General features: G+C 71.2%; 22 protein-coding genes and 1 pseudogene. 8 read left to right on the top strand and 15 right to left on the bottom strand.

Annotated elements, in window-relative coordinates:
* Positions 1-285: 285 nt before the first annotated feature.
* Both A6P39_RS24645 and A6P39_RS24640 read left to right on the top strand, forming a co-directional pair.
* The gene (locus tag A6P39_RS24645) at positions 286-1,293 is read left to right on the top strand and encodes an acyl-CoA desaturase (protein ID WP_067049990.1); all 1,008 of its coding nucleotides are present in this window, start codon (positions 286-288) and stop codon (positions 1,291-1,293) included.
* Positions 1,290-1,967 carry a TetR/AcrR family transcriptional regulator gene (locus tag A6P39_RS24640; protein WP_067049993.1) on the top strand — a complete coding sequence of 226 codons (678 nt, stop codon included), beginning with the start codon at positions 1,290-1,292 and terminating at the stop codon, positions 1,965-1,967. Before A6P39_RS24645 ends, A6P39_RS24640 begins: the two co-directional genes overlap by 4 nt.
* A gap of 22 nt (positions 1,968-1,989) precedes the next feature.
* Here the strand turns inward: A6P39_RS24640 and A6P39_RS24635 are convergent, their stop codons facing one another.
* Both A6P39_RS24635 and A6P39_RS24630 read right to left on the bottom strand, forming a co-directional pair.
* Positions 1,990-2,352, bottom strand: a complete 363-nt coding sequence (locus A6P39_RS24635) for a VOC family protein (protein ID WP_067049995.1) — start codon at positions 2,350-2,352, stop codon at positions 1,990-1,992.
* A 2-nt stretch (positions 2,353-2,354) separates the two neighbouring features.
* Positions 2,355-3,212, bottom strand: a complete 858-nt coding sequence (locus tag A6P39_RS24630) for a trans-aconitate 2-methyltransferase (protein WP_234379028.1) — start codon at positions 3,210-3,212, stop codon at positions 2,355-2,357.
* An 89-nt stretch (positions 3,213-3,301) separates the two neighbouring features.
* On the opposite strand from A6P39_RS24630, the gene tamR reads away from it, so the two are divergent.
* On the top strand, positions 3,302-3,799 hold the full coding sequence (gene tamR / locus A6P39_RS24625; protein WP_067049998.1) for a MarR family transcriptional regulator TamR: 498 nt from the start codon (positions 3,302-3,304) through the stop codon (positions 3,797-3,799).
* On the opposite strand, the gene A6P39_RS24620 is transcribed toward tamR, so the two are convergent.
* Positions 3,758-4,525: a LuxR C-terminal-related transcriptional regulator gene (locus tag A6P39_RS24620; protein WP_067050000.1), complete on the bottom strand. Its 768-nt coding sequence runs from the start codon at positions 4,523-4,525 to the stop codon at positions 3,758-3,760. The genes tamR and A6P39_RS24620 overlap by 42 nt on opposite strands.
* A gap of 63 nt (positions 4,526-4,588) precedes the next feature.
* Between A6P39_RS24620 and A6P39_RS24615 the strand changes: the two genes are divergently transcribed.
* Positions 4,589-4,729, top strand: a complete 141-nt coding sequence (locus A6P39_RS24615) for a hypothetical protein (protein ID WP_159396119.1) — start codon at positions 4,589-4,591, stop codon at positions 4,727-4,729.
* A 104-nt stretch (positions 4,730-4,833) separates the two neighbouring features.
* The gene (locus tag A6P39_RS24610; protein WP_067050183.1) at positions 4,834-5,283 is read left to right on the top strand and encodes a GNAT family N-acetyltransferase; all 450 of its coding nucleotides are present in this window, start codon (positions 4,834-4,836) and stop codon (positions 5,281-5,283) included.
* 16 nt (positions 5,284-5,299) lie between these two features.
* Here A6P39_RS24610 and galK read toward each other — a convergent pair whose 3' ends face one another.
* Genes galK through galT form a run of 3 tightly spaced genes read right to left on the bottom strand, consistent with a single transcriptional unit; the run spans position 5,300 to position 8,474 of the window.
* Entirely contained in the window at positions 5,300-6,454 is a 1,155-nt protein-coding gene (gene galK / locus A6P39_RS24605) for a galactokinase (protein WP_067050003.1), read from the bottom strand.
* Positions 6,454-7,416, bottom strand: coding sequence for a UDP-glucose 4-epimerase GalE (galE, locus tag A6P39_RS24600; protein WP_067050006.1), 963 nt, complete (start codon positions 7,414-7,416; stop codon positions 6,454-6,456). Before galE ends, galK begins: the two co-directional genes overlap by 1 nt.
* Positions 7,413-8,474 carry a galactose-1-phosphate uridylyltransferase gene (gene galT / locus A6P39_RS24595; RefSeq protein WP_067050009.1) on the bottom strand — a complete coding sequence of 354 codons (1,062 nt, stop codon included), beginning with the start codon at positions 8,472-8,474 and terminating at the stop codon, positions 7,413-7,415. The genes galE and galT overlap by 4 nt, the downstream gene beginning before the upstream one ends.
* Positions 8,475-8,654: 180 nt before the next feature.
* Here galT and A6P39_RS24590 point away from each other — a divergent pair, with 180 nt between their 5' ends.
* Both A6P39_RS24590 and A6P39_RS24585 read left to right on the top strand, forming a co-directional pair.
* Positions 8,655-10,346 (top strand): sodium:solute symporter family protein, encoded by a 1,692-nt coding sequence (locus tag A6P39_RS24590; protein WP_067050012.1) that lies wholly within the window; start codon positions 8,655-8,657, stop codon positions 10,344-10,346.
* 20 nt (positions 10,347-10,366) lie between these two features.
* Entirely contained in the window at positions 10,367-10,720 is a 354-nt protein-coding gene (locus A6P39_RS24585; protein WP_067050015.1) for a hypothetical protein, read from the top strand.
* Positions 10,721-10,888: 168 nt separating this feature from the next.
* On the opposite strand, the gene A6P39_RS24580 is transcribed toward A6P39_RS24585, so the two are convergent.
* The 4 genes from A6P39_RS24580 to A6P39_RS24565 all read right to left on the bottom strand — a co-directional run bounded on the left by A6P39_RS24580 (position 10,889) and on the right by A6P39_RS24565 (position 17,671).
* Entirely contained in the window at positions 10,889-11,572 is a 684-nt protein-coding gene (locus A6P39_RS24580; protein WP_079133547.1) for a helix-turn-helix transcriptional regulator, read from the bottom strand.
* Between the two features lie 227 nt (positions 11,573-11,799).
* Positions 11,800-13,662, bottom strand: coding sequence for an outer membrane protein assembly factor BamB family protein (locus A6P39_RS24575; RefSeq protein ID WP_079133548.1), 1,863 nt, complete (start codon positions 13,660-13,662; stop codon positions 11,800-11,802).
* Between the two features lie 88 nt (positions 13,663-13,750).
* On the bottom strand, positions 13,751-15,595 hold the full coding sequence (locus A6P39_RS24570; protein ID WP_067050021.1) for an outer membrane protein assembly factor BamB family protein: 1,845 nt from the start codon (positions 15,593-15,595) through the stop codon (positions 13,751-13,753).
* A 267-nt stretch (positions 15,596-15,862) separates the two neighbouring features.
* On the bottom strand, positions 15,863-17,671 hold the full coding sequence (locus tag A6P39_RS24565) for an ABC-F family ATP-binding cassette domain-containing protein (protein WP_067050024.1): 1,809 nt from the start codon (positions 17,669-17,671) through the stop codon (positions 15,863-15,865).
* 157 nt (positions 17,672-17,828) lie between these two features.
* Between A6P39_RS24565 and A6P39_RS24560 the strand changes: the two are divergent.
* Positions 17,829-18,417, top strand: a pseudogene (locus A6P39_RS24560) (Uma2 family endonuclease).
* Between the two features lie 4 nt (positions 18,418-18,421).
* Here the strand turns inward: A6P39_RS24560 and A6P39_RS24555 are convergent.
* From A6P39_RS24555 to A6P39_RS24535, 5 genes are all read right to left on the bottom strand, one after another.
* The gene (locus tag A6P39_RS24555; protein WP_067050028.1) at positions 18,422-19,315 is read right to left on the bottom strand and encodes a 4-(cytidine 5'-diphospho)-2-C-methyl-D-erythritol kinase; all 894 of its coding nucleotides are present in this window, start codon (positions 19,313-19,315) and stop codon (positions 18,422-18,424) included.
* Entirely contained in the window at positions 19,312-20,190 is an 879-nt protein-coding gene (gene rsmA / locus A6P39_RS24550; protein WP_067050031.1) for a 16S rRNA (adenine(1518)-N(6)/adenine(1519)-N(6))-dimethyltransferase RsmA, read from the bottom strand. The genes A6P39_RS24555 and rsmA overlap by 4 nt, the downstream gene beginning before the upstream one ends.
* 30 nt (positions 20,191-20,220) lie before the next feature.
* Positions 20,221-21,627 carry a resuscitation-promoting factor gene (locus tag A6P39_RS24545; RefSeq protein WP_067050034.1) on the bottom strand — a complete coding sequence of 469 codons (1,407 nt, stop codon included), beginning with the start codon at positions 21,625-21,627 and terminating at the stop codon, positions 20,221-20,223.
* Between the two features lie 117 nt (positions 21,628-21,744).
* Complete coding sequence (locus A6P39_RS24540; RefSeq protein WP_067050037.1) at positions 21,745-22,641, bottom strand: TatD family hydrolase; 897 nt, start codon at positions 22,639-22,641, stop codon at positions 21,745-21,747.
* A gap of 47 nt (positions 22,642-22,688) precedes the next feature.
* Positions 22,689-23,096 (bottom strand): hypothetical protein, encoded by a 408-nt coding sequence (locus tag A6P39_RS24535; RefSeq protein WP_067050040.1) that lies wholly within the window; start codon positions 23,094-23,096, stop codon positions 22,689-22,691.
* Position 23,097: the final 1 nt, after the last annotated feature.

Genomic DNA, 23,097 nt, shown 5'->3' with positions numbered 1-23,097 from the left:
TGTTGAAGCTCGTCTGGGAGGGAACCCGGCGGTCTGCCGCGCGGCGGGAGCCGCATACGGGCCGGAGCGTCCGGGAAAGGAAACTTCAGCGGACCGCGCTGTCCGACCGAGTCCAAGGATAGGTGTCCGTCCGGACGCGCAGGCTCTCGGGCTCTTGCCGCGGCGCGACACGCTGCCATACTTACGTCGCCGTAGGTTACGGAACCGTAGGGAAGTGCCGTCCACTCCCGTCCGGTCCCGGCGGCCCGGCGACTGCCCCGACCCTCGACCCCACAGGGGACGCGCATGACCTCAAGTTCCGATGTGATCGAAGAAGCCCGTACGGCCACCGACACCTCCACCCCCTCCGCCACGCTGGGCGGCGAGCAGAAGCGTTCGATCGAGCAGATCACGCTGCTCCTGTTCATCATCGTGCCGTTCCTGGCACTGGTGGCGGCCGTGCCGCTGGCCTGGGGCTGGGGGGTGAGCTGGCTCGACCTGGGCCTGCTGGTCTTCTTCTACTTCCTCGGGTGCCACGGCATCACGATCGGTTTTCACCGGTACTTCACCCATGGTTCGTTCAAGGCCAGGCGGCCGCTCAGGATCGCGCTGGCGATCATGGGGTCGCTGGCCGTCGAGGGCCCGCTGGTGCGCTGGGTGGCCGATCACCGCAGGCATCACAAGTTCTCCGACGCCGAGGGCGACCCGCACTCTCCGTGGCGGTTCGGGGAGACGGTCCCGGCACTGATGAAGGGCCTGTGGTGGGCCCACATCGCATGGATGTTCGACGAGGAGCAGACTCCGCAGGACAAGTACGCGCCGGATCTGGTCAAGGACCCGGCGATCCGGGCGATCTCCCGGCAGTTCGTGCTGTGGACGGCCGTGTCCCTGGGGCTGCCGCCGCTGATCGGCGGTCTGGCGACGATGTCCTGGTGGGGCGCGTTCACCGGGTTCTTCTGGGGTTCACTCGTCCGGGTGGCGTTGTTGCACCATGTGACGTGGTCGATCAACTCGATCTGCCACGCGGTGGGCAAGCGGCCGTTCAAGTCGCGGGACCGTTCGGGCAACGTGTGGTGGCTCGCGGTGCTGTCGTGCGGGGAGTCCTGGCACAACCTGCACCACGCCGACCCGACCTCGGCACGGCACGGGGTGATGCGCGGCCAGGTCGACTCCTCGGCGCGCTTCATCCGCATCTTCGAGCTGCTCGGCTGGGCGTACGACGTGCGCTGGCCGTCACGCTCACGTATCGATTCGCGCCGTAACACCGGTGCCGACGGCTCCGGGCGCCGGAAGGCGAGCGCCGAGGCGGCATGATTGACGCCGTGGCGACCGACTCCAGCAGCACCTCCAGCAACGACAAACCGCGGCGGACCCGCCGGACCCGTATGACCGGCGCCGAGCGCCGCCAGCAGCTGCTGGAGATCGGTCGCACCCTCTTCGCGGCGAAGGGCTTCGAGGGCACCTCGGTGGAGGAGATCGCGGCGAAGGCCGGGGTGTCCAAGCCGGTGGTGTACGAGCACTTCGGCGGCAAGGAGGGGCTGTACGCGGTGGTGGTGGACCGCGAGATGCGCCGTCTGCTGGACATGGTGACCAGCTCGCTGACCGCCGGCCACCCCCGCGAGCTGTGCGAACAGGCGGCCTTCGCCCTGCTGGACTACATCGAGGAGTACACGGACGGCTTCCGCATCCTGGTCCGTGACTCCCCCATCCCGCAGTCCACCGGCTCCTTCGCCTCGCTGATCTCCGACATCGCCACGCAGGTGGAGGACATCCTGGGCCGCGAGTTCAAGAGCCGGGGCTTCGACCCCAAGCTCGCGCCCCTCTACGCGCAGGCGCTGGTCGGCATGGTCGCCCTGACCGGCCAGTGGTGGCTGGATGTGCGCCGCCCGAAGAAGGCCGAGGTCGCGGCCCATCTGGTGAACCTGGCCTGGCACGGCCTGGACGGGCTGGAGCAGAAGCCCCGGCTGATAGGGCACCGGAAGGCGTGAGCGGGGCCGGGCGATCGCCCGCTCAGGGTGCCGGCTCCAGGAACTCCAGGCGGTTGCCGACCGGGTCCTCGGAGTAGAAGCGCAGGTGGCCGGGGAGGTTGTCGTCCCAGGTCACCGGGGCGCCGAGGGCTTCGAGCCGGGCCGCGTACGCCTCGATCCCCGTCACCCGCAGGCCCGGGTGGGCCTTCTTCGCCGGGCGGAAGGCACGCTCGATGCCGAGGTGGAGCTGGACGTGGCCCGCCTCGAACCAGCAGCCGCCGCGCGCCGCCAGTACGGGCGGCTTGGGGATCTCCGTCATACCGAGGACGCCGGCGTAGTACGCCCGCAGCGCGTCCTCCGATCCGGGCGGGGCGGCCAGCTGCACATGATCGACCGCGAGGAGCATGCTCAGGCCCCCTTCACGGCGACGGCGAACAGCCGGCGGAACGGCATGACCGTGCCGTACGGCGCGCTCGGGTAGGCCTCGCGCAGCAGGTCCCGGTACTCGGCGAGGAAGGCCTCCCGCGCCTCGGGGTCGTCGGCGAGCGCGGTCAGGGCGGGCCTGAGGCCGGTGCCCTTGACCCAGTCCAGGACCGGGTCCTCGCCCTGAAGGACGTGGAAGTACGTCGTCTGCCACACGTCGGTGGCGCAGCCGAGGCGGGCGAGGCGGTCCAGGTAGTCGCCGGGGGTGTGCACGGAGTCGGTGCGGCGCAGGACGTCGGCGAGGCGGGCCTTCCAGCGGGGGGTGCCGGCGAGGTCGCGCATCAGGGCGTGCAGCGGGGCGTCGATGTTGTCGGGCACCTGGAAGGCGAAGGCGCCGCCGGGGCGCAGGCCGGCGACGAAGTCGGCGAACCGGTCGGCGTGGCCCGGCACCCACTGCAGGGTCGCGTTGGAGACGATCAGGTCGTACGGCTCCTCGGGCGCCCAGGTGCGCACGTCGGCGGGGGCGAAGTCCAGCCGGCCGCCCCCGGCCGTGGGGCCCTCGTGGCCGGCGTGGGCCGCGTCGAGCATCTCGGGCGAGTTGTCGTAGCCGGTGATGTGCGCGCCGGGCCAGCGGTCGGCGAGCAGGACGGTGACGTTGCCGGGGCCGCAGCCGAGGTCGGCGATGCGCGGTGCCGCCGCGGGGAGGGCGGGGACGCGGGCGAGGAGGTCGGCGAAGGGGCGGGCCCGGTGACCGGCGTGCCGCAGGTACTGACCGGGGTCCCACACGGGGTTCGCCGCGGACTGCGAGGAGTTCGGCACGGGGTTCGGCATGGGGTTCGTCATGCCTCCCACTGTCCTCCCCGATTTATCTCGATGTCAAGACACTTGAAGTCAAGAGACTTCATGTCGACACAACCACTACACTGATCGCCATGGAGGACGAGGTCGATCGGCTGGTCGCAGCGTGGCGCCGGGAGCGCCCGGACCTCGACGTGGAGCCGCTGGAAGTGCTCAGCCGGGTGAGCAGACTCGCCCGGCACCTGGACCGCGCACGCCGGCTCGCCTTTTCCGAGCACCAGCTGGAGCCCTGGGAGTTCGACGTGCTGACCGCGCTCAGGCGCGCGGGCACGCCGTACCAGCTCTCCCCCGGCCAGCTGCTGACCCAGACGCTGGTCACGTCGGGCACCATGACCAACCGGATCGACCGGCTGGCGAAGAAGGGCCTGGTGGAACGGCTGCCCGACCCGAGTGACCGGCGGGGCGTGCTGGTCCGGCTGACCGACACCGGCCGGGACCGCGCCGACGAGGCGCTCGCGGGTCTGCTGGAGCAGGAACGGGCGATCCTCGCCGAGCTGTCCCGCGCCCAGCGTGCGGAGCTGGCCGGGCTGCTACGCCAGCTGACCGCCCCGTTCGACAACATCCCCGGCTAGGTCGGCCGGGCCGACTCCGGCGCGCCGGGCGAGTGCCACGGCGGCCAGCGTGGAGTGGACGCCGAGCTTGCCGAGGACGTTCTGCATATGGGTGCGCACGGTGTGCGGGGAGAGGAACAGCCGCTCGGCGACGGCCTTCCTGCCCAGCCCGGCGACCATGCAGCGCAGCACCTCCCGCTCCCTGGGCGTGAGGGCCTCGACCAGCCGCTCGCTCTCGGTGCGGTGCCGGCGCGCGGCCGTCAGCTCCTTCAGCACGCCGGTGAGCAGGGCGGGCGGCAGGTGCGTCTCGTCGCGCAGCACCCCCCGGATCACCGTCAGCAGCCGCGACAGCGAGCAGTCCTTGGCGACCCACCCCGAGGCGCCGGCCTGGAGCGCGAGCGCCGCCCGCCGGGGGTCGTCCTTCTCGGCGAGCACGACGGTCCGTACGCCGGGCTGGGCGGCGCGCACGCCCGTGACCAGCGAGATCCCGTCGACGAGCCCTTCCTCGTTGCCCTCCTGCACCGGCACGGCCGGGCGGCTGCCGGGCACGTTGCCGCCCAGGTCGGCGTCGACCAGGAGGACGTCGTAGCGGCGGCCCTCGGCGGCGGCGCGCTCCAGACAGCGCAGCGCGGCGGGGCCGCTGCCGGCGGCGGAGACGTCGACGTCCGGCTCGGCGGCCAGGGCGGCGGCGAGCGACTCGGCGAAGATGCGGTGGTCGTCCACGACCAGGACTCGGATACGAACCACGAAACCCCCTTCCCCGGGCTCCGCGCGGAGCAGGGGACACCCAAGGTTTGGAAACGCCCGGCGGTGATCCGGGAAAAGGCGCTGGAGAACGACGACCCGCACGGGTACGACACCCACGGAGAGGACGCGCGCCGCACGGCCGCCGCCGTCGCGGAGACTGCTACCCCCACCGCGGGCGTCGTACCCGCATGTCTCGCCCCCTGATCGGCACCGGCCCCCACCGGTGCTGCTCCTCAGAGTACGGATGCGAGCACGCAGCGGAAGCCGATTTGCAGAACTGGCCGTCGGACGCGTTTATCGTGTGGCGCATGTTTCGTATTGAGGCGGAAGTCGACAAAGACCGACGTGATCTGCTCCGCTCGCGGCTGCGGGACACCAACACGGCGGCGTCCCCGGTGCTGGCCGCCCTGCGCGGCACGCCCGGGGCACGCGAAGTCCCCCTCCACGTCTGGGCGCTGGACGAGGCCGGCGAGCTGGCGGGCGGCCTGGTCGGCCACACCTGGGCGACCTGGCTGCACGTCACCTACCTGTGGGTCGACGCCGCCCACCGTGGCACGGGCCTCGGTTCGCACCTGCTGGCGAGGGCGGAACACATCGCCGCCACCGACCGCGCCTGCACCGCGTCCCGCCTGGAGACCTGGGACTTCCAGGCCCCGCGCTTCTACGAGAAACAGGGCTACGAGGTGAAGTGCGTGATCCCCGGCTATCCACCGGGGATCACGGAGTACACCTTGACCAAGCGGCTGTCGGCGCCGTGAGAGCGGCACCGCGGAGTCAGACCAGCCGCCGGGCCCCCGCCGAGGGCACCGCCTCGAAGACGCGCGGGGCCGTGAAGCCCGCCGCCGCGAAGGCCTCTTCGACGGCCTTGGTGTGCGTGTCGACGTCGGCGGCCTCCGTCAGGACGATCGCCGAGCCGCCGAAGCCGCCGCCCGTCATCCGGGCGCCCAGGGCGCCGGTGGCCAGCGCCGTGTCGACGACCAGGTCCAGCTCGGGGCAGGAGATCCGGAAGTCGTCGCGCAGGGAGGCGTGACCCTCGGTGAGGACCGGGCCGATGGCGCGGGTGTCGCCGGCCCGGAGGAGTTCCACGACCCGCTCGACCCGGTGGTTCTCCGTCACGATGTGCCGGACCAGGCGCCGTACCTCCGCCTCGTCGCCGAGCCGCTCCAGCGCCGCGTCCAGCCCGGCGTACGGGACGTCGCGCAGGGCGTCGACGCCGAGCAGGGCCGCGCCCTTCTCGCAGCCGGCCCGGCGCTTGCCGTACTCACCGCCGCTGTGCGCGTGCTTGACCTGGGTGTCGACCACCAGCAGGCGCAGCCCCTCGGCCGCGAGGTCGAAGGGGATCTGCCGCTGGGACAGGTCGCGGGTGTCGAGGAAGAGCGCGTGGCCCTGCTCGCAGCAGGCCGAGGCCGTCTGGTCCATGATGCCGGTCGGCGCGCCGACGTAGACGTTCTCGGCGCGCTGGCACAGGCGGGCCAGCTGCCAGCGCTGCAGGCCGAGGCCGTAGAGGTCGTTGAGGGCGAGCGCGATCACGACTTCCAGGGCCGCCGAGGAGGACAGGCCGGCACCGGTCGGGACCGTCGAGGAGAGGTGGACGTCGGCGCCCGTGACCGCGTGGCCCGCCTCGCGCAGGGCCCAGACCACGCCCGCCGGGTACGCCGTCCAGTTCTCGTCGCTCCCGGGGGCGAGGGTGTCCAGGCGCAGTTCCGCCACGCCGCCCTCGATGTCCGCCGAGTGCAGCCGCAGCACGCCGTCGTCCCTGCGCGCGAGCGCCGCGGTCGCCCGGTGCGGCAGCGCGAACGGCATGACGAAGCCGTCGTTGTAGTCGGTGTGCTCGCCGATCAGGTTGACCCGGCCCGGCGCCGCCCACACACCCTCCGGCTGCGCCCCGTACAGCTCGGTGAAGCGCTGCGCGACCTGCTGTGCCCCCACTAGTGCTCCTTAGCGATGTGCTGTGCGAACTCCCAGGCGTCCGCGACGATCCCGGCGAGGTCCGCGCGGGACGGGTTCCAGCCCAGTTTCTCGCGGGCCGCCTCGGCCGAGGCGACCAGGACGGCCGGGTCGCCGCCGCGGCGCGGGGCGACGGTCTCGGGGACCGGGTGGCCGGTGACCCGGCGGACCGTCTCGATGACCTCGCGGACGGAGAAGCCGTTGCCGTTGCCGAGGTTGCAGATCAGGTGCTCGCCCGGCCGGGCGGCCGTCAGGGCCAGCAGGTGGGCCTCGGCCAGGTCCGCGACGTGGATGTAGTCGCGTACGCAGGTGCCGTCGGGGGTCGCGTAGTCGTCGCCGTAGACCGAGATCGCGTCCCGGCGGCCCTGGGCGACCTGCAGGACCAGCGGGATCAGGTGCGACTCGGGGTCGTGCCGCTCGCCGTAGACGCCGTACGCGCCCGCCACGTTGAAGTAGCGCAGCGACACCGCGGCCAGGCCGTGGGCGATCGCCTCGCTGGTGATCATGTGGTCGACGGCGAGCTTGGTGGCCCCGTAGGCGCTGGTCGGCTTCGTCGGGGCGCTCTCCACGATCGGGACCTGCTCCGGCTCGCCGTACGTCGCCGCCGTGGAGGAGAAGACCAGGCGGCGCACGCCCGCGTCGCGCATGGCGCCGAGGAGAGCCAGGGAACCGGCGACGTTGTTGTCCCAGTACTTCTCCGGCTTCACCACCGACTCGCCGACCTGCGAGGACGCGGCGAAGTGCAGCACACCGTCGTAGGAGGGGTCGAGCCACTTGGCGGCGTCGCGGAGGTCGCCCTCGACGAAGGCGGCGCCGGCCGGGACGCCCTCGCGGAAGCCGGTGGAGAGGTTGTCGAGGACCGTCACCTCGTGGCCGGCCTCCAGCAGGTGCTGGGCGACCACGCTGCCGACGTAACCCGCCCCACCCGTCACCAGGTACTTCATGAACTCGCTACCTCTCGCAGTCGCTCGGCCGCGCGCTCCGGCGGCACGTCGTTGATGAACACGCTCATGCCGGACTCGGAACCCGCGAGAAACTTCAGCTTGCCGGAAGTGCGGCGGATGGTGAAAAGCTCGAGGTGGAGCGCGAAGTCGTCCCGCGTCACGCCGTCGAACTCCTCCAGCGCGCCGAACGGGGCCTGGTGCCAGGCCGCGATGTACGGCGTCGGAGGCTCACCGGTGCCGAAGATCCGGTCGAAGCGCCTCAAGAGTTCCAGATACACCTGGGGGAACTCTGTGCGTGCCGCCTCGTCGAGCGCGAGCAGGTCGGGCACGCGACGCTTCGGGTACAGGTGCACCTCGTACGGCCAGTGCGCCGCGTACGGCACGAAGGCGGCCCAGTGCTCACCCTCAAGAACGACCCGCTCACCGGCCAGTTCCCGCTGCAGGACCGCGTCGAAGAGGTTCTCCCCGCCGGTCGCCTCCTTGTGGGCGGCGAGCGAGCGCAGCATCAGGGCGGTGCGCGGGGTGGTGAAGGGGTAGGCGTAGATCTGTCCGTGCGGGTGGCCGAGGGTCACGCCGATCTCCTCGCCCCGGTTCTCGAAACAGAAGACCTGTTCGACGGAGGGCAGATGCGACAGCTCCGAGGTGCGGTCCGTCCACGCCTCCAGCACCAGGCGCGCCTGCTCCTCGCTGAGGTCGGCGAAGGAGGCGTCGTGGTCGGAAGTGAAGCAGACGACCTCGCAGCGGCCGGAGTCGCCGGCGAGGGAGGGGAAGCGGTTCTCGAAGACGACGACGTCGTACGACGAGTCCGGGATCTCGCTGAGCCGCTCGCCCCGCGTCGGGCACAACGGGCACTCGTCGGCCGGCGGGTGGTAGGTGCGGCCCTGGCGGTGCGAGGCGATCGCCACCGCGTCGCCGAGCAGCACGTCCCGGCGGATCTCGGACGTGGTCACCGTACGGTCCAGGGGACGGCGGTCGGCGGCGTCCCGCACGGTGTCGTCCCGAAGGTCGTAGTAGATCAGCTCACGACCGTCGGCCAGCCGTGTCGAGGTCTTCTTCAACGCCGGACTCCTCTACGTCCCGCACCCAATCACTCAACACAATCAAACATAACAGACCACAACCCGACAACGCCTAGGATCATCACAATCAAACAAAGAACACCAACAGAAGTGTTCAATAACTAAACGCGGAGGCGTAGGTTCCGCTCTGGATCAGTTCGCGCAACGAAGCGAGTTCTCATGCAAACCCCCACATACGACCACGCCTACCTGGCGGCGGGGCTACGGCTCCCCACCAACGGGCTGGACTACACGATCCTGGCGATCTACTTCGTCGTCGTGCTCGGCATCGGCTTCGCCGCCCGCCGCTCCGTGAAGACCAGCCTCGACTTCTTCCTCTCGGGTCGCTCGCTGCCCGCCTGGATCACCGGCCTCGCCTTCATCTCGGCGAACCTGGCGGCCACCGAGATCCTGGGCATGGCCGCGAACAGCGCCCAGTACGGCGCCTACACGGTGCACTGGTACTGGATCGGCGCCATCCCGGCCATGGTCTTCCTGGGCCTGGTGATGATGCCCTTCTACTACGGCAGCAAGGTCCGCTCGGTCCCCGAGTTCCTGCTCCTGCGCTTCGACCGGGCCGCCCACCTGCTCAGTTCGATCCTGTTCGCGTTCGCCGCGATCCTGATCGCGGGCGTCAACCTCTACGCCCTCGCGATCGTCGTCGAGGCGCTGCTGGGCTGGCCGCAGTGGGTCGCGATCGTGGTGGCCGGCGCCTTCGTCCTCGCGTACATCACCCTCGGCGGCCTCTCCTCGGCGATCTACAACGAGGTGCTCCAGTTCTTCGTGATCCTGGCCGCCCTCATCCCGATCACCGTGCTCGGCCTGAAGAAGGTCGGCGGCTGGGGCGGGCTGACCGACAAGCTCACCGCCACCCACGGCCACAACTTCACGACCGCGTGGGGCGGGACCGGCATCGGCAGCGCCAACCCGCTCGGCGCGAACTGGCTGACCATCGTCCTCGGACTCGGCTTCGTCCTCTCCTTCGGCTACTGGACGACGAACTTCGCCGAGGTGCAGCGCGCCCTGTCCGCGAAGAACCTCTCCGCGAGCCGGCGCACCCCGCTGATCGCCGCCTACCCGAAGATCTTCATCGTCTTCCTGGTGATGATCCCGGGCCTGGTCGCCGCGGCGCTGGTGCCGAAGATCGGCACCAGCGGCTCGGGCCTGCAGTACAACGACGCCATCCCGTACCTGATGCAGGAGCTGCTGCCCAACGGCGTGCTCGGCATCGCGGTCACCGGTCTGCTGGCGGCCTTCATGGCGGGCATGGCGGCCAACGTGTCGTCCTTCAACACCGTGTTCACGAACGACATCTGGGCCAAGTACGTGGTGCGCGACCGCGAGGACTCCTACTACGTCCGCTTCGGCCGCCTGATCACCGTGATCGGTGTCCTCGCATCGGTCGGCACGGCGTTCCTGGCGTCGTCGTTCTCGAACATCATGAGCTACCTGCAGACGCTGTTCTCCTTCTTCAACGTGCCGATGTTCGTCGTCTTCATCGTCGGCATGTTCTGGAAGCGCGCGTCCGCCAAGTCCGGCTTCTGGGGCCTGCTCGCGGGCACCGTGACCGCGATGGTCAACTACTTCGTCTTCTACAAGAAGGGCATCATCTCGATCCCCACCGACCAGGGCGCCAACTTCGTCTCCGCGATCGCGGGCTTCGTCGCCGGCGCGGTCGTGATGGTCGCGGTGTCCCTGTTCACCAAGCCCAAGCCGGCCGGGGAACTGCAGGGCCTGGTCTACGGCACCCGCTCCCCCGGCATGTCCGAGGCACCCGCGCCCGGTGACGAGGCCTGGTACCGCAAGCCGGCCCTGCTGGGCTGGGGCGCGGTCGTCCTGGCCGCCGCCTGCTACATCCCGTTCTCGCTCTGACGCGGAAGGACCGAGGAACCATGAGCGAAAACCCCGACCACGCAGAGCACTCCGACCACCGTCACGAGGGCTTCCACTACAGCGAGGCGGACGTCCAGCGGGAAGTCACCGAGCTGGAGAGCAAGTCCGCGACCGCGGCCCGCATCTTCGACCTGCGCCGCATCATCGGCGGCCTGTTCGTGGTGTACGGCGTCATCGTCACGATCACCGGCATCACCGACTCCCAGTCGGCCATCGACAAGGCCCAGGGCGTCAACATCAACCTCTGGACCGGGATCGGCATGCTGTTGCTGGGCATCTTCTTCCTGGCCTGGCTGAAGCTGAGGCCTGCGGCGCCGCAGCCGCTTCCTCCGGAGGGTTCGCCGGAGGAGTGAGCGTCCGCCGGGGGGCGGTTGCGCCGTTGCGCTTCGGGGCCGTCCCCCGGCCGCGGGCTCGTCGTGGCCGCGGCTGCGGGCAGTCGTGCCGCTGGGGCGGCACGGGTGGGCGCAGCGGCACCTCCCAGCGAGCAGCGCCCGAACGTGACCGGCCACAGCGCCGGTGCCCTATTCAGGGCCAGGGTTCAGTGGGCCCGCCCGGTCCAGCAACCCCGTCCGCGCGGCCAGCGCCGCCGCCTCCAGCCTCGACCCCACGCCCAGTTTCATCAGGACCCGCTGCACATGCGTGCGTGCGGTGCTCGGGGCGATGCCCATGCCGGCCGCGATCAGGCGGGTGTCCTCGCCGTCGGCCACCCGGACCAGGACCTCCACCTCCCGCGGTGTGAGCATCTCCAGCAGCCGCTGCGCCTCGTCGTCGGGCTGGGCCGCCGGATTGAGCAGTTCCCCGAAGGCGCCCTGGAGCAGCTGCGGCGCCACCGCCGCTTCCCCCGCCCGGGCCTTCATGATGGCCCGCTCGACGCCCTCGATCCGCTCGTCGTGCCGGACGTACCCCGACGCCCCCGCCGCGAACGCCGCCGCGATGCCCCGCGGCGACGGCACCGGGCCGAGCACCACCACCGCCACCTGCGGCCGCTCCCGCTTGATCTTCACCACCGGGTCGAAGACCCCCGGCTCGGCCGGTGCCGCCGTGCCCAGCAGGCACACCTCCGGCGCCCGCGCGATCACCAGGTCCGCCGCGCCCGCGGCCGGCGCCGCGGCGGCGAGCACCCGGTGCCCGCGCAGCTTGAGCGCCGACGCCAGCGCCTCCGCGAGCAGGCGATGGTCGTCGACGACCATGAGCCGTACTCCCATAGAGCAACCCCCCAGTCCCCCCCATGGATGCCCCACTATGGACGTCCACCGGTCCGCAAGGACAGAGGGCCCCCCGGCACCTCGCCCTTCATGCCCCCGGAAGCTACACGCTTGTTCGACGTATTGCTGCCCCTCTCGATGAGAAGTGCCCCGGATCGATGAACTCCGGGGCACTTCTTGGTATGTCACCCGTTCGGGCGAGAGCCGGGGCGGCGCCGGCCGGGCCGTCAGCCGTCCGTGCCGAACGCCACCACCAGGTCTTCCTTGCTGTACGACGTGGTGCCCTTGCGCTGGGCGAAGACCTGCGACATGTACAGGTGGCCCTTGGCGAAGAGGATCTCCGCGTAGTCCGGCAGCATGGTGGTCTCCACGTCACGCGAACTCTGCGCGGACGGGTTCTCCAGCAGCTTGGTCATCTTGAAGGACCCGCCGTCGATGCTGACGATCTGGCCGCCCTTGTCGTACGGCGGCCGGTCGTAGGCGATCAGGTTGCCGCCGTCCATGCGCAGCGGGGCCAGCAGATAGCCGTCGCCGGCCTCGACACGCTGCCCGGTCGGCTTGCCGGTGTTCAGGTCGAAGGCGACGACCTCGTTGGTCTTGCTGTACTGGCCCGAGCCGTCGTGCTCCTCGGTCGGCAGGTACAGCTTGCCGTTGCCCGCGACGATCTCCTTGCAGTACTCGATGCGGGTGATGCCGTCGCAGCGGCCCCCGTAGGTGTTGCCGGGCGCGGAGATGTGCGCGAGCAGCTTGCCGGTCTTGCCGTCGATGGAGAAGTAGTCCGAGACGCCGCTGCCGTCACCGGCGCCGTCGCCGACGTCGGCGGCCACCACCAGCGGGTCGCTGGAGACGATGGCGGCGTACTGGATCCCCGGGTCCATCCGGTACTCGGAGATCACCTTCCCGGTCTTCGGGTCGAGGGTCTGGATGCTGAGCTGCTCGTTGTCGGACTGTCCGCAGTGGCGCACCGCGACCAGCCTGTCGCCGCCGCCGTAGCCCGCGTCGTAGCAGTTGTCGCCCGGCTTCGGCAGCCACAGCGCCTTGCCCGAGTCGAGGTCGAAGGCGGCGCCGCCGTCGGTGTCACCGACCGCGACGGTGCGCTGAGCGACCGTCACGTTCTGGTAGTTGACCGGGGAGTCACCGGACTTGACCGACTGCGTCCACAGCTTCTTGCCGGCGTCAAGATCGAGCGCGGCGATCTGCGTGCACCCGCCGATCTTGTTCTTCGTGTCCCACTTCGGCTGGTACACGATCGCGGTCCGGTCGTCGGACGTGACGTGCTGACTGGCCGCGCAGATCGGGCCGGGCAGCTTGATCGTCCACAGCTTGGTGCCCTTGACCGGGTCGTAGCCGACGACCTCGGCGACGCCGCTCTTGGCGTACACCTTGTCGGTCAGCCACGAACCCGCCGTGCTGGTCGTGTCGTCCGAGGTGGGCAGGGGCACCTGGAAGAGCACGTGCGCGGCAGGGTTCGCGGGCACCTTCTCCTTGCCGGTGGACGTGCCTCCGGTGCCGCCGCTCCCGCCGGCCGAACCGCCGCTGGAGGAGGCGGTGTTGTGCTTCTTGTCGTCGCCGCCGGAGGACTTGGCGTACCACAGCCCGCCGCCGACGATCAGCGCGATGGCGACGACCGCCGCCACGACGATGAACAGCGTGGTGTTGTTCCGCCCGCCGCCGCTCTGTCCCGGCTGCGGCTGCATCGGCACGGTCGGCGGCTGGCCCGGATAGCCGTAGCCCGGCTGCCCGGCCTGCATGGGTTGGGTGGGCTGCGCGTACGGGTTCTGCGGCGCGGCCCCGTACGGGGCGGCCGGCTGCTGCCCGTACGGGCTCTGCTGCGGGCCGGGGTAGCCGTAGCCGGGCTGGGGCGGCTGCGGGGCCGGGGCCTGCTGCGGATAGCCGTACCCGGGCTGGGGCTGGGGCGGCTGCGCCTGCGGCTGGGGAGGTTGCTGGGCCGGCGGGGCGGGGGGCGTCGGCGGGGCGGCCGGCGGCTTGTCCAGGGAGGGGCTCGGGGGCGGGCCCGCGGGCGGGTTCACAGGGCCGAAACCACCCTGCTGCGGGGGCTGGTTGGGCGGCGGAGGGGGCGGCTGGGTCATGGCGGAGGTACCTCGGAGAGGCTCGGCAGGCCGGACGGCACTGGGGATTCGGTGACTCGGTACGAACGGGAGGGAATCGCCTGGCGGCTCAGTTGCCGAAAGCCATGATCAGCTTCTCCTTCGCCTGGTCACTGCCGGACAGCCGGCCGGAAGAGATGAAGAACCGCCCGCCGGACCAGTCGATGACGCCGTCGTAGAAGGTGTCCTCGATCTCGGCCGTGCCCGACGGGTTCTGCAGCAGCTTGGTGGTGGCGTGGGAGGAGCCGGTGACCGGGAGCGACACCACCTGGCCGCCCGCGTCGTACGACGGCTGCACGTACGCGACGAGCTTGCCGCCCTCCTCCTTCATCGGGTACATCGGCTCGTCCGCCGGGGACTTGGCCCGCCACTTCTCCTTGCCGTCGGCGAGACTGATCGCGACGATCTGGTTGGCGCTGCTGGTGGTGTCCGTCGGCAGGTACAGCGTGTCGGCGTCCGCCACGACGCCCTGGCAGCCCTGGAGATCGCGTTCGAGGATCTGCCAGCCGCAGCGGGGCCCGAACTTCTCGTCGACCTTGACCTCGGAGCGGAACTTGCCGTCCTGGGTGAAGGTGGAGATGTTCCAGGCCTTCTTGTCCTGGTTGGTCAGGTAGACCACCAGCGGGTCGACGGAGAACGTCCGCGAGACCTGCCAGCCCTTCTTCACCGGCTGGGTCCACTTGACCTTGCCGGTGGCCGGGTCCAGCTCCTGGATCTCGTCGTGCTCGCTGTCCGTGCCGGAGGCGCAGGAGGAGACCTGGATCAGCCGGTTCGTGCCGCCCGCGTACGCGGCCGGGAAGCAGGCCTGGCCGTACTTCGTCTTGTCGTACAGCTTCTTGCCGCTGTCGATGTCGTACGCCGTGCCCGACTCCGAACGGGCCACCAGCAGCGTCTTGCCGGTCACGGTCAGCTCGACGTTGAGCGCGCTGTCGAACAGCCCGCCGTCGGCGACCTGCCCGCTCCAGCCCTTCTGGCCGGTGTCCAGGTCGATCTGCTGGAGCTGGTTGCACTTGGCGCTGTCACCGGCGCCGTTCATGTACGCCACGACGACCTTGTCGTCGGCCGACTTCTGCGAGGTGACCGCGCAGATCTTCTGCGGGAAGGTGATGGGCCCCCAGGCGGGCTTGCCGTCCCCGACGCCGTAGGCGAAGACCTGCTTGTACGCCGCCTTCACCGCCGCCTTGTCCGTGATCCACATGCCGGGCGCGTCGGCGCCGGAGGCCGGGGCGTCCGGGGCCGACTGGTACCAGAGCACCTTGGCCTCGCCGGCCTTCCGGCCCGCGTTGAGGTTCTCCGGGTCGTCGCCCCCGCTGGACGCGCTCGGCGAAGCGGAGGCGGAGTGCCCCGGGCCGTCGCTCTGCTGGGCGACCGGCTTCTTCTTGCCGTCGCCGCCGCCGCTCGTGACCGCGTACACCGTGCCGCCTATGACGAGCAGCGCGGCCGCCGCGGCACCGATGACCAGCGCCGTCTTCTTCTTGCCGGCGGGCGCGGTGCCGGGAGCGCCCGGGTACTGCGGCTGCTGCGGGTAGCCGTAACCGGGCTGCGGCGCCGCCCCGTAGGGGCCCGGCTGCTGGGGCTGCTGCGGGTAGCCGTAGGGGCCCGGCGCGCCGGGCGCGGCCGGGGCGCCGTACGGGCCCGGTTGCTGGGGATGGCCGTAACCCGGCTGGGGCGGCTGCGGCTGCTGGGCCGGCGGGCCGGGAGGCGCAGGCGGGGCGGCCGGCGGCTGGGCCGGCGGCGGCGGAGTGGGGGGTATGCCGGGGCCGCCGGGGGCGGCCGGCGGGTTCTGCGGGGCGTTCGGGGCGCCGAATCCGCCCTGCGCCGGTGGCGTCTGCGGGGGACCGAATCCGCCCTGTGGCGGCTGGTCCTGCGGCGCTCCGAAGCCGCCGTGCGGCGGCTGGTTGGGTGGCTGAGTCATCAGCGCTCTTCCCCCGTTCACTGATTTTTAGCCACGTCCTCGGGGCCGTGACGGACCCAAGGTCGCTTCTCAGACAGTTGTCAGACGGCCCTTTCTATCACCCGGCACTGACAGCACACGGGCCCGGATCCGGCGCTGTTCCCAAGGGAGGACCGGCCCGTGACGCCGCCGTTATGCGCCTTCACGCCCCCTTCACGCGGCGCACGCAACAGCCCTGCGCGCGGCTTGAATCGATCCGCGCGCAGGGCTGTTCCAAAGAGGTGGGCCTTACGCGTCCTCTGCCAACTCCAGCCAGCGCAGCTCCAGTTCCTCGCGCTCCCCGGCCAGATCGCGCAACTCGGCGTCCAGCTCCGCGACCTTCGCGAAGTCGGTGGCGTTCTCGGCGATCCGGGCGTGCAGCCTGGTCTCCTTCTCGGAGATCTTGTCCAACTGGCGCTCGATCTTCTGGAGTTCCTTCTTGGCGGCGCGCTGGTCGGCGGCGCTCTTCTCCGCCGTGGCCGGCTTGGGCGCCGCGGCGGCGGCCTGCGCGGCAACCGCCTCCTCCATGCGCTGTCGCCGCTCCAGGTACTCGTCGATACCGCGCGGCAGCATCCGCAGGGCGCCGTCACCGAGGAGGGCGAAGACCCGGTCGGTGGTGCGCTCGACGAAGAAGCGGTCGTGGGAGATGACGATCATCGAGCCGGGCCAGCCGTCGAGGACGTCCTCGAGCTGGGTGAGGGTCTCGATGTCGAGGTCGTTGGTGGGCTCGTCCAGGAAGAGGACGTTGGGCTCGTCCATGAGGAGGCGCAGCAGCTGCAGGCGGCGGCGTTCACCACCGGACAGGTCCCCGACCGGCGTCCACTGCTTCTCCTTGCTGAAGCCGAACGTCTCGCACAGCTGCCCGGCGGTCATCTCGCGCCCCTTGCCGAGGTCGACGCGCTCGCGCACCTGCTGGACGGCTTCCAGGACCCGCGTGTTCGGGTTCAGCTCGGCGACCTCCTGGGAGAGGTAGGCGAGCTTGACGGTCTTGCCGACGGCGATACGGCCACCCGTCGGCTGCGCCTCGCCCTCCGTGCGGGCCGCCTCGGCCATGGCCCGCAGCAGCGAGGTCTTGCCGGCGCCGTTCACGCCGACGAGGCCGATCCGGTCGCCGGGGCCCAGCTGCCAGGTGACGTGCTTGAGCAGCACCTTCGGCCCGGCCTGCACGGTGACGTTCTCCAGGTCGAAGACCGTCTTGCCCAGCCGCGAGGAGGCGAACTTCATCAGCTCGCTGCTGTCCCGCGGCGGCGGTACGTCCGCGATCAGATCGTTGGCGGCCTCGACCCGGAAACGCGGCTTGGAGGTGCGTGCGGGGGCGCCGCGCCGCAGCCAGGCCAGCTCCTTCCTGATCAGGTTCTGCCGCTTGGCCTCCTCGGTGGCCGCGATGCGCTCGCGCTCGGCCCGCGCGAAGACGTAGTCGGAGTAGCCGCCCTCGTACTCGTACACGTCGCCGCGCTGCACGTCCCACATGCGCGTGCAGACCTGGTCGAGGAACCACCGGTCGTGGGTCACGCAGACCAGCGCCGAGCGGCGGTTCTGCAGGTGGCGGGCGAGCCAGGCGATGCCCTCGACGTCGAGGTGGTTGGTGGGCTCGTCGAGGACGAGCAGGTCCTGCTCCTCGATGAGCAGCTTGGCGAGCGCGATCCGGCGCCGCTCACCACCGGAGAGCGGTCCGATGACGGTGTCGAGCCCCTTCGGGAAGCCCGGCAGGTCCAGCCCGCCGAACAGCCCGGTCAGCACATCCCTGACCTTGGCGTTTCCGGCCCACTCGTGGTCCGCCATGTCGCCGATGACCTCGTGCCGGACCGTGGCGGCCGGGTCGAGGGAGTCATGCTGGGTGAGCACGCCGAGCCGCAGCCCGCCGGAGTGCGTCACGCGTCCGGTGTCGGCCTCCTCCAGCTTGGCGAGCATCCGGATGAGGGTGGTCTTGCCGTCGCCGTTGCGTCCGACGACCCCGATCCGGTCCCCTTCCGACACGCCGAGCGAGACGCCGTCCAGCAGGGCACGGGTGCCGTACACCTTGCTGACGTTCTCGACATTGACCAGGTTGACGGCCATTTCACTCCTGCGTGCGGGGGTCGGTCAGCCTTCTAGCGTAGGGCCTCGGGGGGTGGGGGCGGGGCGCGAGGGGGTGGTCACTCTTTGTGATGACGTGATCGGGAACGTGCCGCTACCGTGGAGGGCAGGCAGCAGGATCTTGCCCATGGGAGGAACCATGACCGCCCAGCGTGCTGAGCAGCCCGGATGGCGAATGCCCCCGCTGGACGGCTACACCGTCGACGATCTGCTCACCTTGCCGGATCTCCCGCCGCACAGAGTTGATCGACGGGAGCCTGGTCCTCGCGAGCCCGCAGCGCTACTTCCACTTCGCCACGATTGACTTGCTGGTGAGCGGCCTGCGCCAAACCGTGCCGTCCGATCTGAAGGCCGCTCGTGAGATGACGGTCGTACTGGATCGCCGCAATGGCCCCGAGCCCGACATCTCCGTGATCAAAGCCGCTGCGAAGAAGGGACCGGACCAGACGTACTTCGAGGGAAAGGACGTGGTGCTCGCCGTAGAGGTCATCTCTCCGGAGTCCGAGGCCCGCGACAGGCTCACCAAGGCGCACAAGTACGCGGCGGCAGGTATCCAGTACTACTGGCTGGTCGAGATGACCGAGCCGCACGACCACCCTGTCATCGAGGTCTTCGAACTCTCGGCGGACACAGGCACGTACCGGTCGACCGGCACTTACCGGGACCGCGTCAAGGTCGACAAGCCCTACCCCATCGACATCGACCTGACGGCGATCGACGAACTCTGAGGCCCTAGAGAACCGTAGCCCCCGCCACCGGCCCCGCCGCCGTCCGCACGGCCCTGCACGTCCTCGACGCCCGCAGGGCCGCCGCCACTTTCTCCGCCGTCTCGGCGTCACGCGCGAGGAACGCCGTCGTAGGACCGGAACCGGACACCAGCGCGGCGAGCGCGCCCGCTCCGCGCCCCGCCTCCAGCGTGTCCGCCAGCTCCGGGAACAGGGACAGGGCCGCAGGCTGAAGGTCGTTGGAGACCGCCGCGGCCAGTGCTTCGGCGTCCCCCTTCGCCAGCGCCTCCAGCAGCTCCGCCGACGCCACCGGCTCCGGAATCTCCCGCCCCTCGGCCAGCCGGTCGAATTCGCGGAAGACCGCCGGGGTCGACAGCCCGCGCTCGGCCATCGCGAACACCCAGTGGAAGGTGCCGCCGGTCTCCAGGACGGTCAGCTGCTCGCCCCGCCCCACACCGAGCGCGGCCCCGCCCACCAGGCTGAACGGCACATCGCTGCCCAACTCGGCGCACACGGCGAGGAGTTCGGCCCGCGACGCACCCGTGCCCCACAACGTGTTGCAGGCGAGCAGCGCGCCCGCGCCGTCCGCGCTGCCACCCGCCATGCCGCCGGCGACCGGGATGTCCTTGGCGATGTGGATGTGGACGTTCGGTTCGATGCCCCGGCGCCCGGCGAGGGCGATCGCGGCCCGCGCGGCGAGGTTCGTGCGGTCCAGGGGGACCTCGGCGGCGTCCGGGCCCTCGCAGGTCACGCGGAGTTCGTCGGCCGGGGTGACGGTGACCTCGTCGTACAGGCCGACGGCGAGGAAGACGTTGGCGAGGTCGTGGAACCCGTCGGGCCGGGCGGCGCCGACCGCCAGCTGGACGTTGACCTTGGCCGGGACGCGTACGGTCACGCTCACTTGCCGCTCTCCCCCTGCTGCTTGTGCTCGGCGATCCGGGCGAACTCCTCCACCGTCAGCGCCTCCCCGCGCGCCTGCGGCGAGATCCCGGCGGCGACCAGGGCGGCCTCGGCGGCGGCGGCGGATCCGGCCCAGCCGGCGAGCGCCGCCCGCAGGGTCTTCCTGCGCTGCGCGAAGGCCGCGTCGACCACCGCGAAGACATCCTTCTTGGCGGCCGTCGTCCTGATCGGCTCGGTCCGCCGGACCAGGGAGACCAGTCCGCTGTCGACATTGGGCGCGGGCCAGAAGACGTTGCGGCCGATGGCTCCGGCCCGCTTCACCTCGGCGTACCAGTTGGCCTTCACGGACGGCACGCCGTACACCTTCGAGCCGGGCGCGGCGGCCAGCCGGTCGGCGACCTCGGACTGCACCATGACGAGGGTGCGCTCGATGGTCGGGAAGGTGTCGAGCATGTGCAGCAGCACGGGCACGGCGACGTTGTAGGGCAGGTTCGCCACCAGGGCGGTCGGCGCGGGGCCGGGCAGCTCGGTGACGTGCATCGCGTCGGAGTGGACCAGCGCGAACCGATCGGCGCGCTCCGGCATGCGCGCGGCGATGGTCGCGGGCAGCGCCCCGGCCAGCACGTCATCGATCTCGACGGCGGTGACCCGGTCGGCGGCCTCGAGCAGCGCGAGGGTGAGCGAGCCGAGCCCCGGGCCGACCTCGACGACCACGTCGTCGGGCCGGACCTCGGCGGTACGGACGATACGGCGGACCGTGTTGGCGTCGATCACGAAGTTCTGGCCGCGCTGCTTGGTGGGACGTACACCGAGCGCGGCCGCCAGTTCACGGATGTCGGCGGGTCCGAGAAGGGCGTCGGAGGTGGGGCTGCTCACGGGACAAGGGTACGGGGCCGTACGAGCTGCTCAGCCGTGCAGGCGTGCCCCGCAGTGCGGCCAGGGTGTCGCCCCTTGCCGCTTGTACAGCTTCTTGGCGCGGAAGGTCTGCTCCTCGGCCGATGCGTCCTGCGGGCGTCCGCTGCCGCCGAGGCTGTGCCAGGTGTGTGCGTCGAACTGGTAGAGCCCGCCGTACGTCCCCGAGGGGTCGACCGCGTTCGGGCGGCCACCGGACTCGCAGGCGGCGAGGCTGCGCCAGTTCAGGCCGTCGGCGCCGTCCGCGGAGGCCGGCAGCGGCTTGGTGCCCACCCGCACGACCTGCGGGCGCGGCTTGCGCACCACCTCGGACGTCTCGCGGCGCGGTTTCTCGCGGACCCCGTTGACGGTGCGCAGCAGGTAGGTGTCGCGGCGCAGTCCGGTCTGCCCGGGCTCGATGACCTCGGTGCCCTTGAAGAGGGAGGGGTCCTCGGTCCGCTCGGTCGTGAACGGGATCTGCTCCTCGCGGATCTCCCGGGTGCCGCTGACCCGCAGCACGGTGATCGTCTGCCCGTCGCGCGGGAAGCTGTCGGCGGGCACGGACGTGGTGTCCTCGCCGCGCAGCGTGACCCCGGCCTCCTCGACCGCCTCGCGGACGGTGGCCGCGTTGGTGCGGATGGTGCGGGGCCGGCCGTCCGCCATGATCGTGACGGCGCGCTCGGTGCGCACGTCGAGGTCGAGCCCGGCGCGCCCGATGTTCTGGGAGCGCGAAGTGGACAGATACGCGCCCTCCGCGCGCACCCCCAGTTCGTCCAGCGCCCCCTCCACCGTGTGGGCCGTCGTCCACACCTCGCGCCGTTCACCGTCCAGTGTGAGCCGGACCGGGCGCCCGTAGCGCACGGCGACGGTGTCCCCGCCGGCGAGCACCGTGCCGGGGGCGGGTACGACCATGTCGTGCGCCCCGGTGCGTACGCCCTCGTCGGCGAGCAGTTCGTGCACATCGTCGGCGAAGGTGTGCAGGGTGCGCTGCTTTCCGTCGACGGTCAGCTCGATCGCCTTGTCGTTGGCGACGAACGCGCTGGTGCCGCCGGCCAGGAAGGCCACGACCAGCGCCTGCGGCAACAGGCGGCGCACGGCGGATTCGGGGCGCTCGGCGCAGCGCGCCTGGCGCCGGCGCGCTGCGCGCCCGCCCACCGCGGCGCGCGCCTCGGCGACGCACGCCGCCTCTTCTTCCGCCGCGCTCCCGGCGTGCGCGCCGCGGCCCTGCCGCGGTAGCACCGGCTCGGCGACGAGGTACGCCTCCGCCTCGTAGGCGGGCCGGTAGGTGTCCCTGTACGGCGCGTACGGCAGGGTCTCCGCGCCGTGCACGGACATGCCACGGCCGCGGCCGTACGGCTCGGCGGACACGTCACGGCCGTAGGGCTCGTGCGTCTCGAACGTCTCGTACTGCGACTTGCTCACGCCGACACGCTCCAGAGGTGCCAGAGGGGGTCCGGATCGGGCCCCCAGAACCTAGCGGAGCGAGTGTCACTCTCCAAAGCGACGCGACTACGTACTGTTGCGCGTACGCGCGCGTGCTCAGTAGCCGAAGGCGCGGGCGGTGTTGGCGGCGAGCGCCGTCGCCAGCGCGTCCTCGTCGATGCCGCGCACGTCGGCCATCGCGCGCACCGTGACCGGAATCAGATAGGGCGCGTTGGGCCGGCCCCGGTAGGGCGCCGGGGTCAGGAACGGCGCGTCGGTCTCCACGAGGACCAGTTCCAGCGGGGCGACGGCGAGCGCGTCCCGCAGGTGCTGGGCGTTCTTGAAGGTGACGTTGCCGGCGAAGGACATGAAGTAGCCCTCGCGCGCGCAGATCCCCGCCATCTCGGCGTCACCGGAGTAGCAGTGGAAGACGGTGCGCTCGGGGGCGCCCTCCTCCTTGAGGACGCGCAGGACGTCGGCGTGGGCGTCGCGGTCGTGGATGACCAGCGCCTTGCCGTGCCGCTTGGCGATCTCGATGTGGGCGCGGAAGGACCGCTCCTGGGCCGCCTTGCCCTCGGGACCGGTGCGGAAGTAGTCCAGGCCCGTCTCGCCGACGCCCCTGACCTGGGGCAGCCCGGCCAGCCGGTCGATCTCGGCGAGGGCCTCGTCCAGCGCCGCGTCGCCGCCCGGCCCGCGGGCGCCCTGCCGCGACCAGCCGTCGGGGTCGCCGTGGACGATGCGCGGGGCCTCGTTGGGGTGCAGGGCGACGGTGGCGTGGACGCTGTCGTGCGCGGCCGCGGTCTCGGCGGCCCACTGCGAGCCCTTGATGTCGCAGCCGACCTGGACGACGGTCGTCACCCCCACCGACGCGGCCTTCGCGAGGCCCTCCTCGACCGTGCCCGACTGCATGTCGAGGTGGGTGTGGGAGTCGGCGACGGGCACCCCGAGGGGCGCCGGGAGCGGCGGTGCGCTGTTCTTGTCGTCCTTGGCGTTCCGGCCGGCGTTCGAAGGCATGCCCCGATCCTACGAAAGGGGCATCCCGTCGGCCGCCGGCCGTCCGCTCAGCCCGCCTTGCGCTGGAACGGGTGCAGGAGATCCGACAGGTGCCAGTGGTGCGGCTCGCGGGGCACCGCGGCCACCGCGGGCACCTGCGGCGTCTCGACCGGGCCCGCCTGCGGCACGCTGTGGTGCTGCGCCGCGCCGCGCACCGAGGAGACCTGCCCCGCGCGCATGATCCGCACGACGTGGCCGTCGCAGTTGTGGCAGCCGGGCTTGCTCAGCGGCGACGGCACGACCCGGCCGTCGGCCACATACAGCACGAACTCCTGCCCTTCGGCATCCGTGTGGTGCTCTATCTCGTACGACTGCTCCCAGCCGTGCCCGCACCGCATGCAGGCGAACGAATACGATTCGTGGACGACGGCTGTGGCCGTACCGCGGAGGCCGGTCTGCCCTGCGATCTCGCTCATG

Source organism: Streptomyces sp. FXJ1.172 (genome assembly GCF_001636945.3).
Taxonomy (GTDB): Bacteria; Actinomycetota; Actinomycetes; order Streptomycetales; family Streptomycetaceae; genus Streptomyces.
This window is presented reverse-complemented; position numbering and strand designations above follow the sequence as displayed.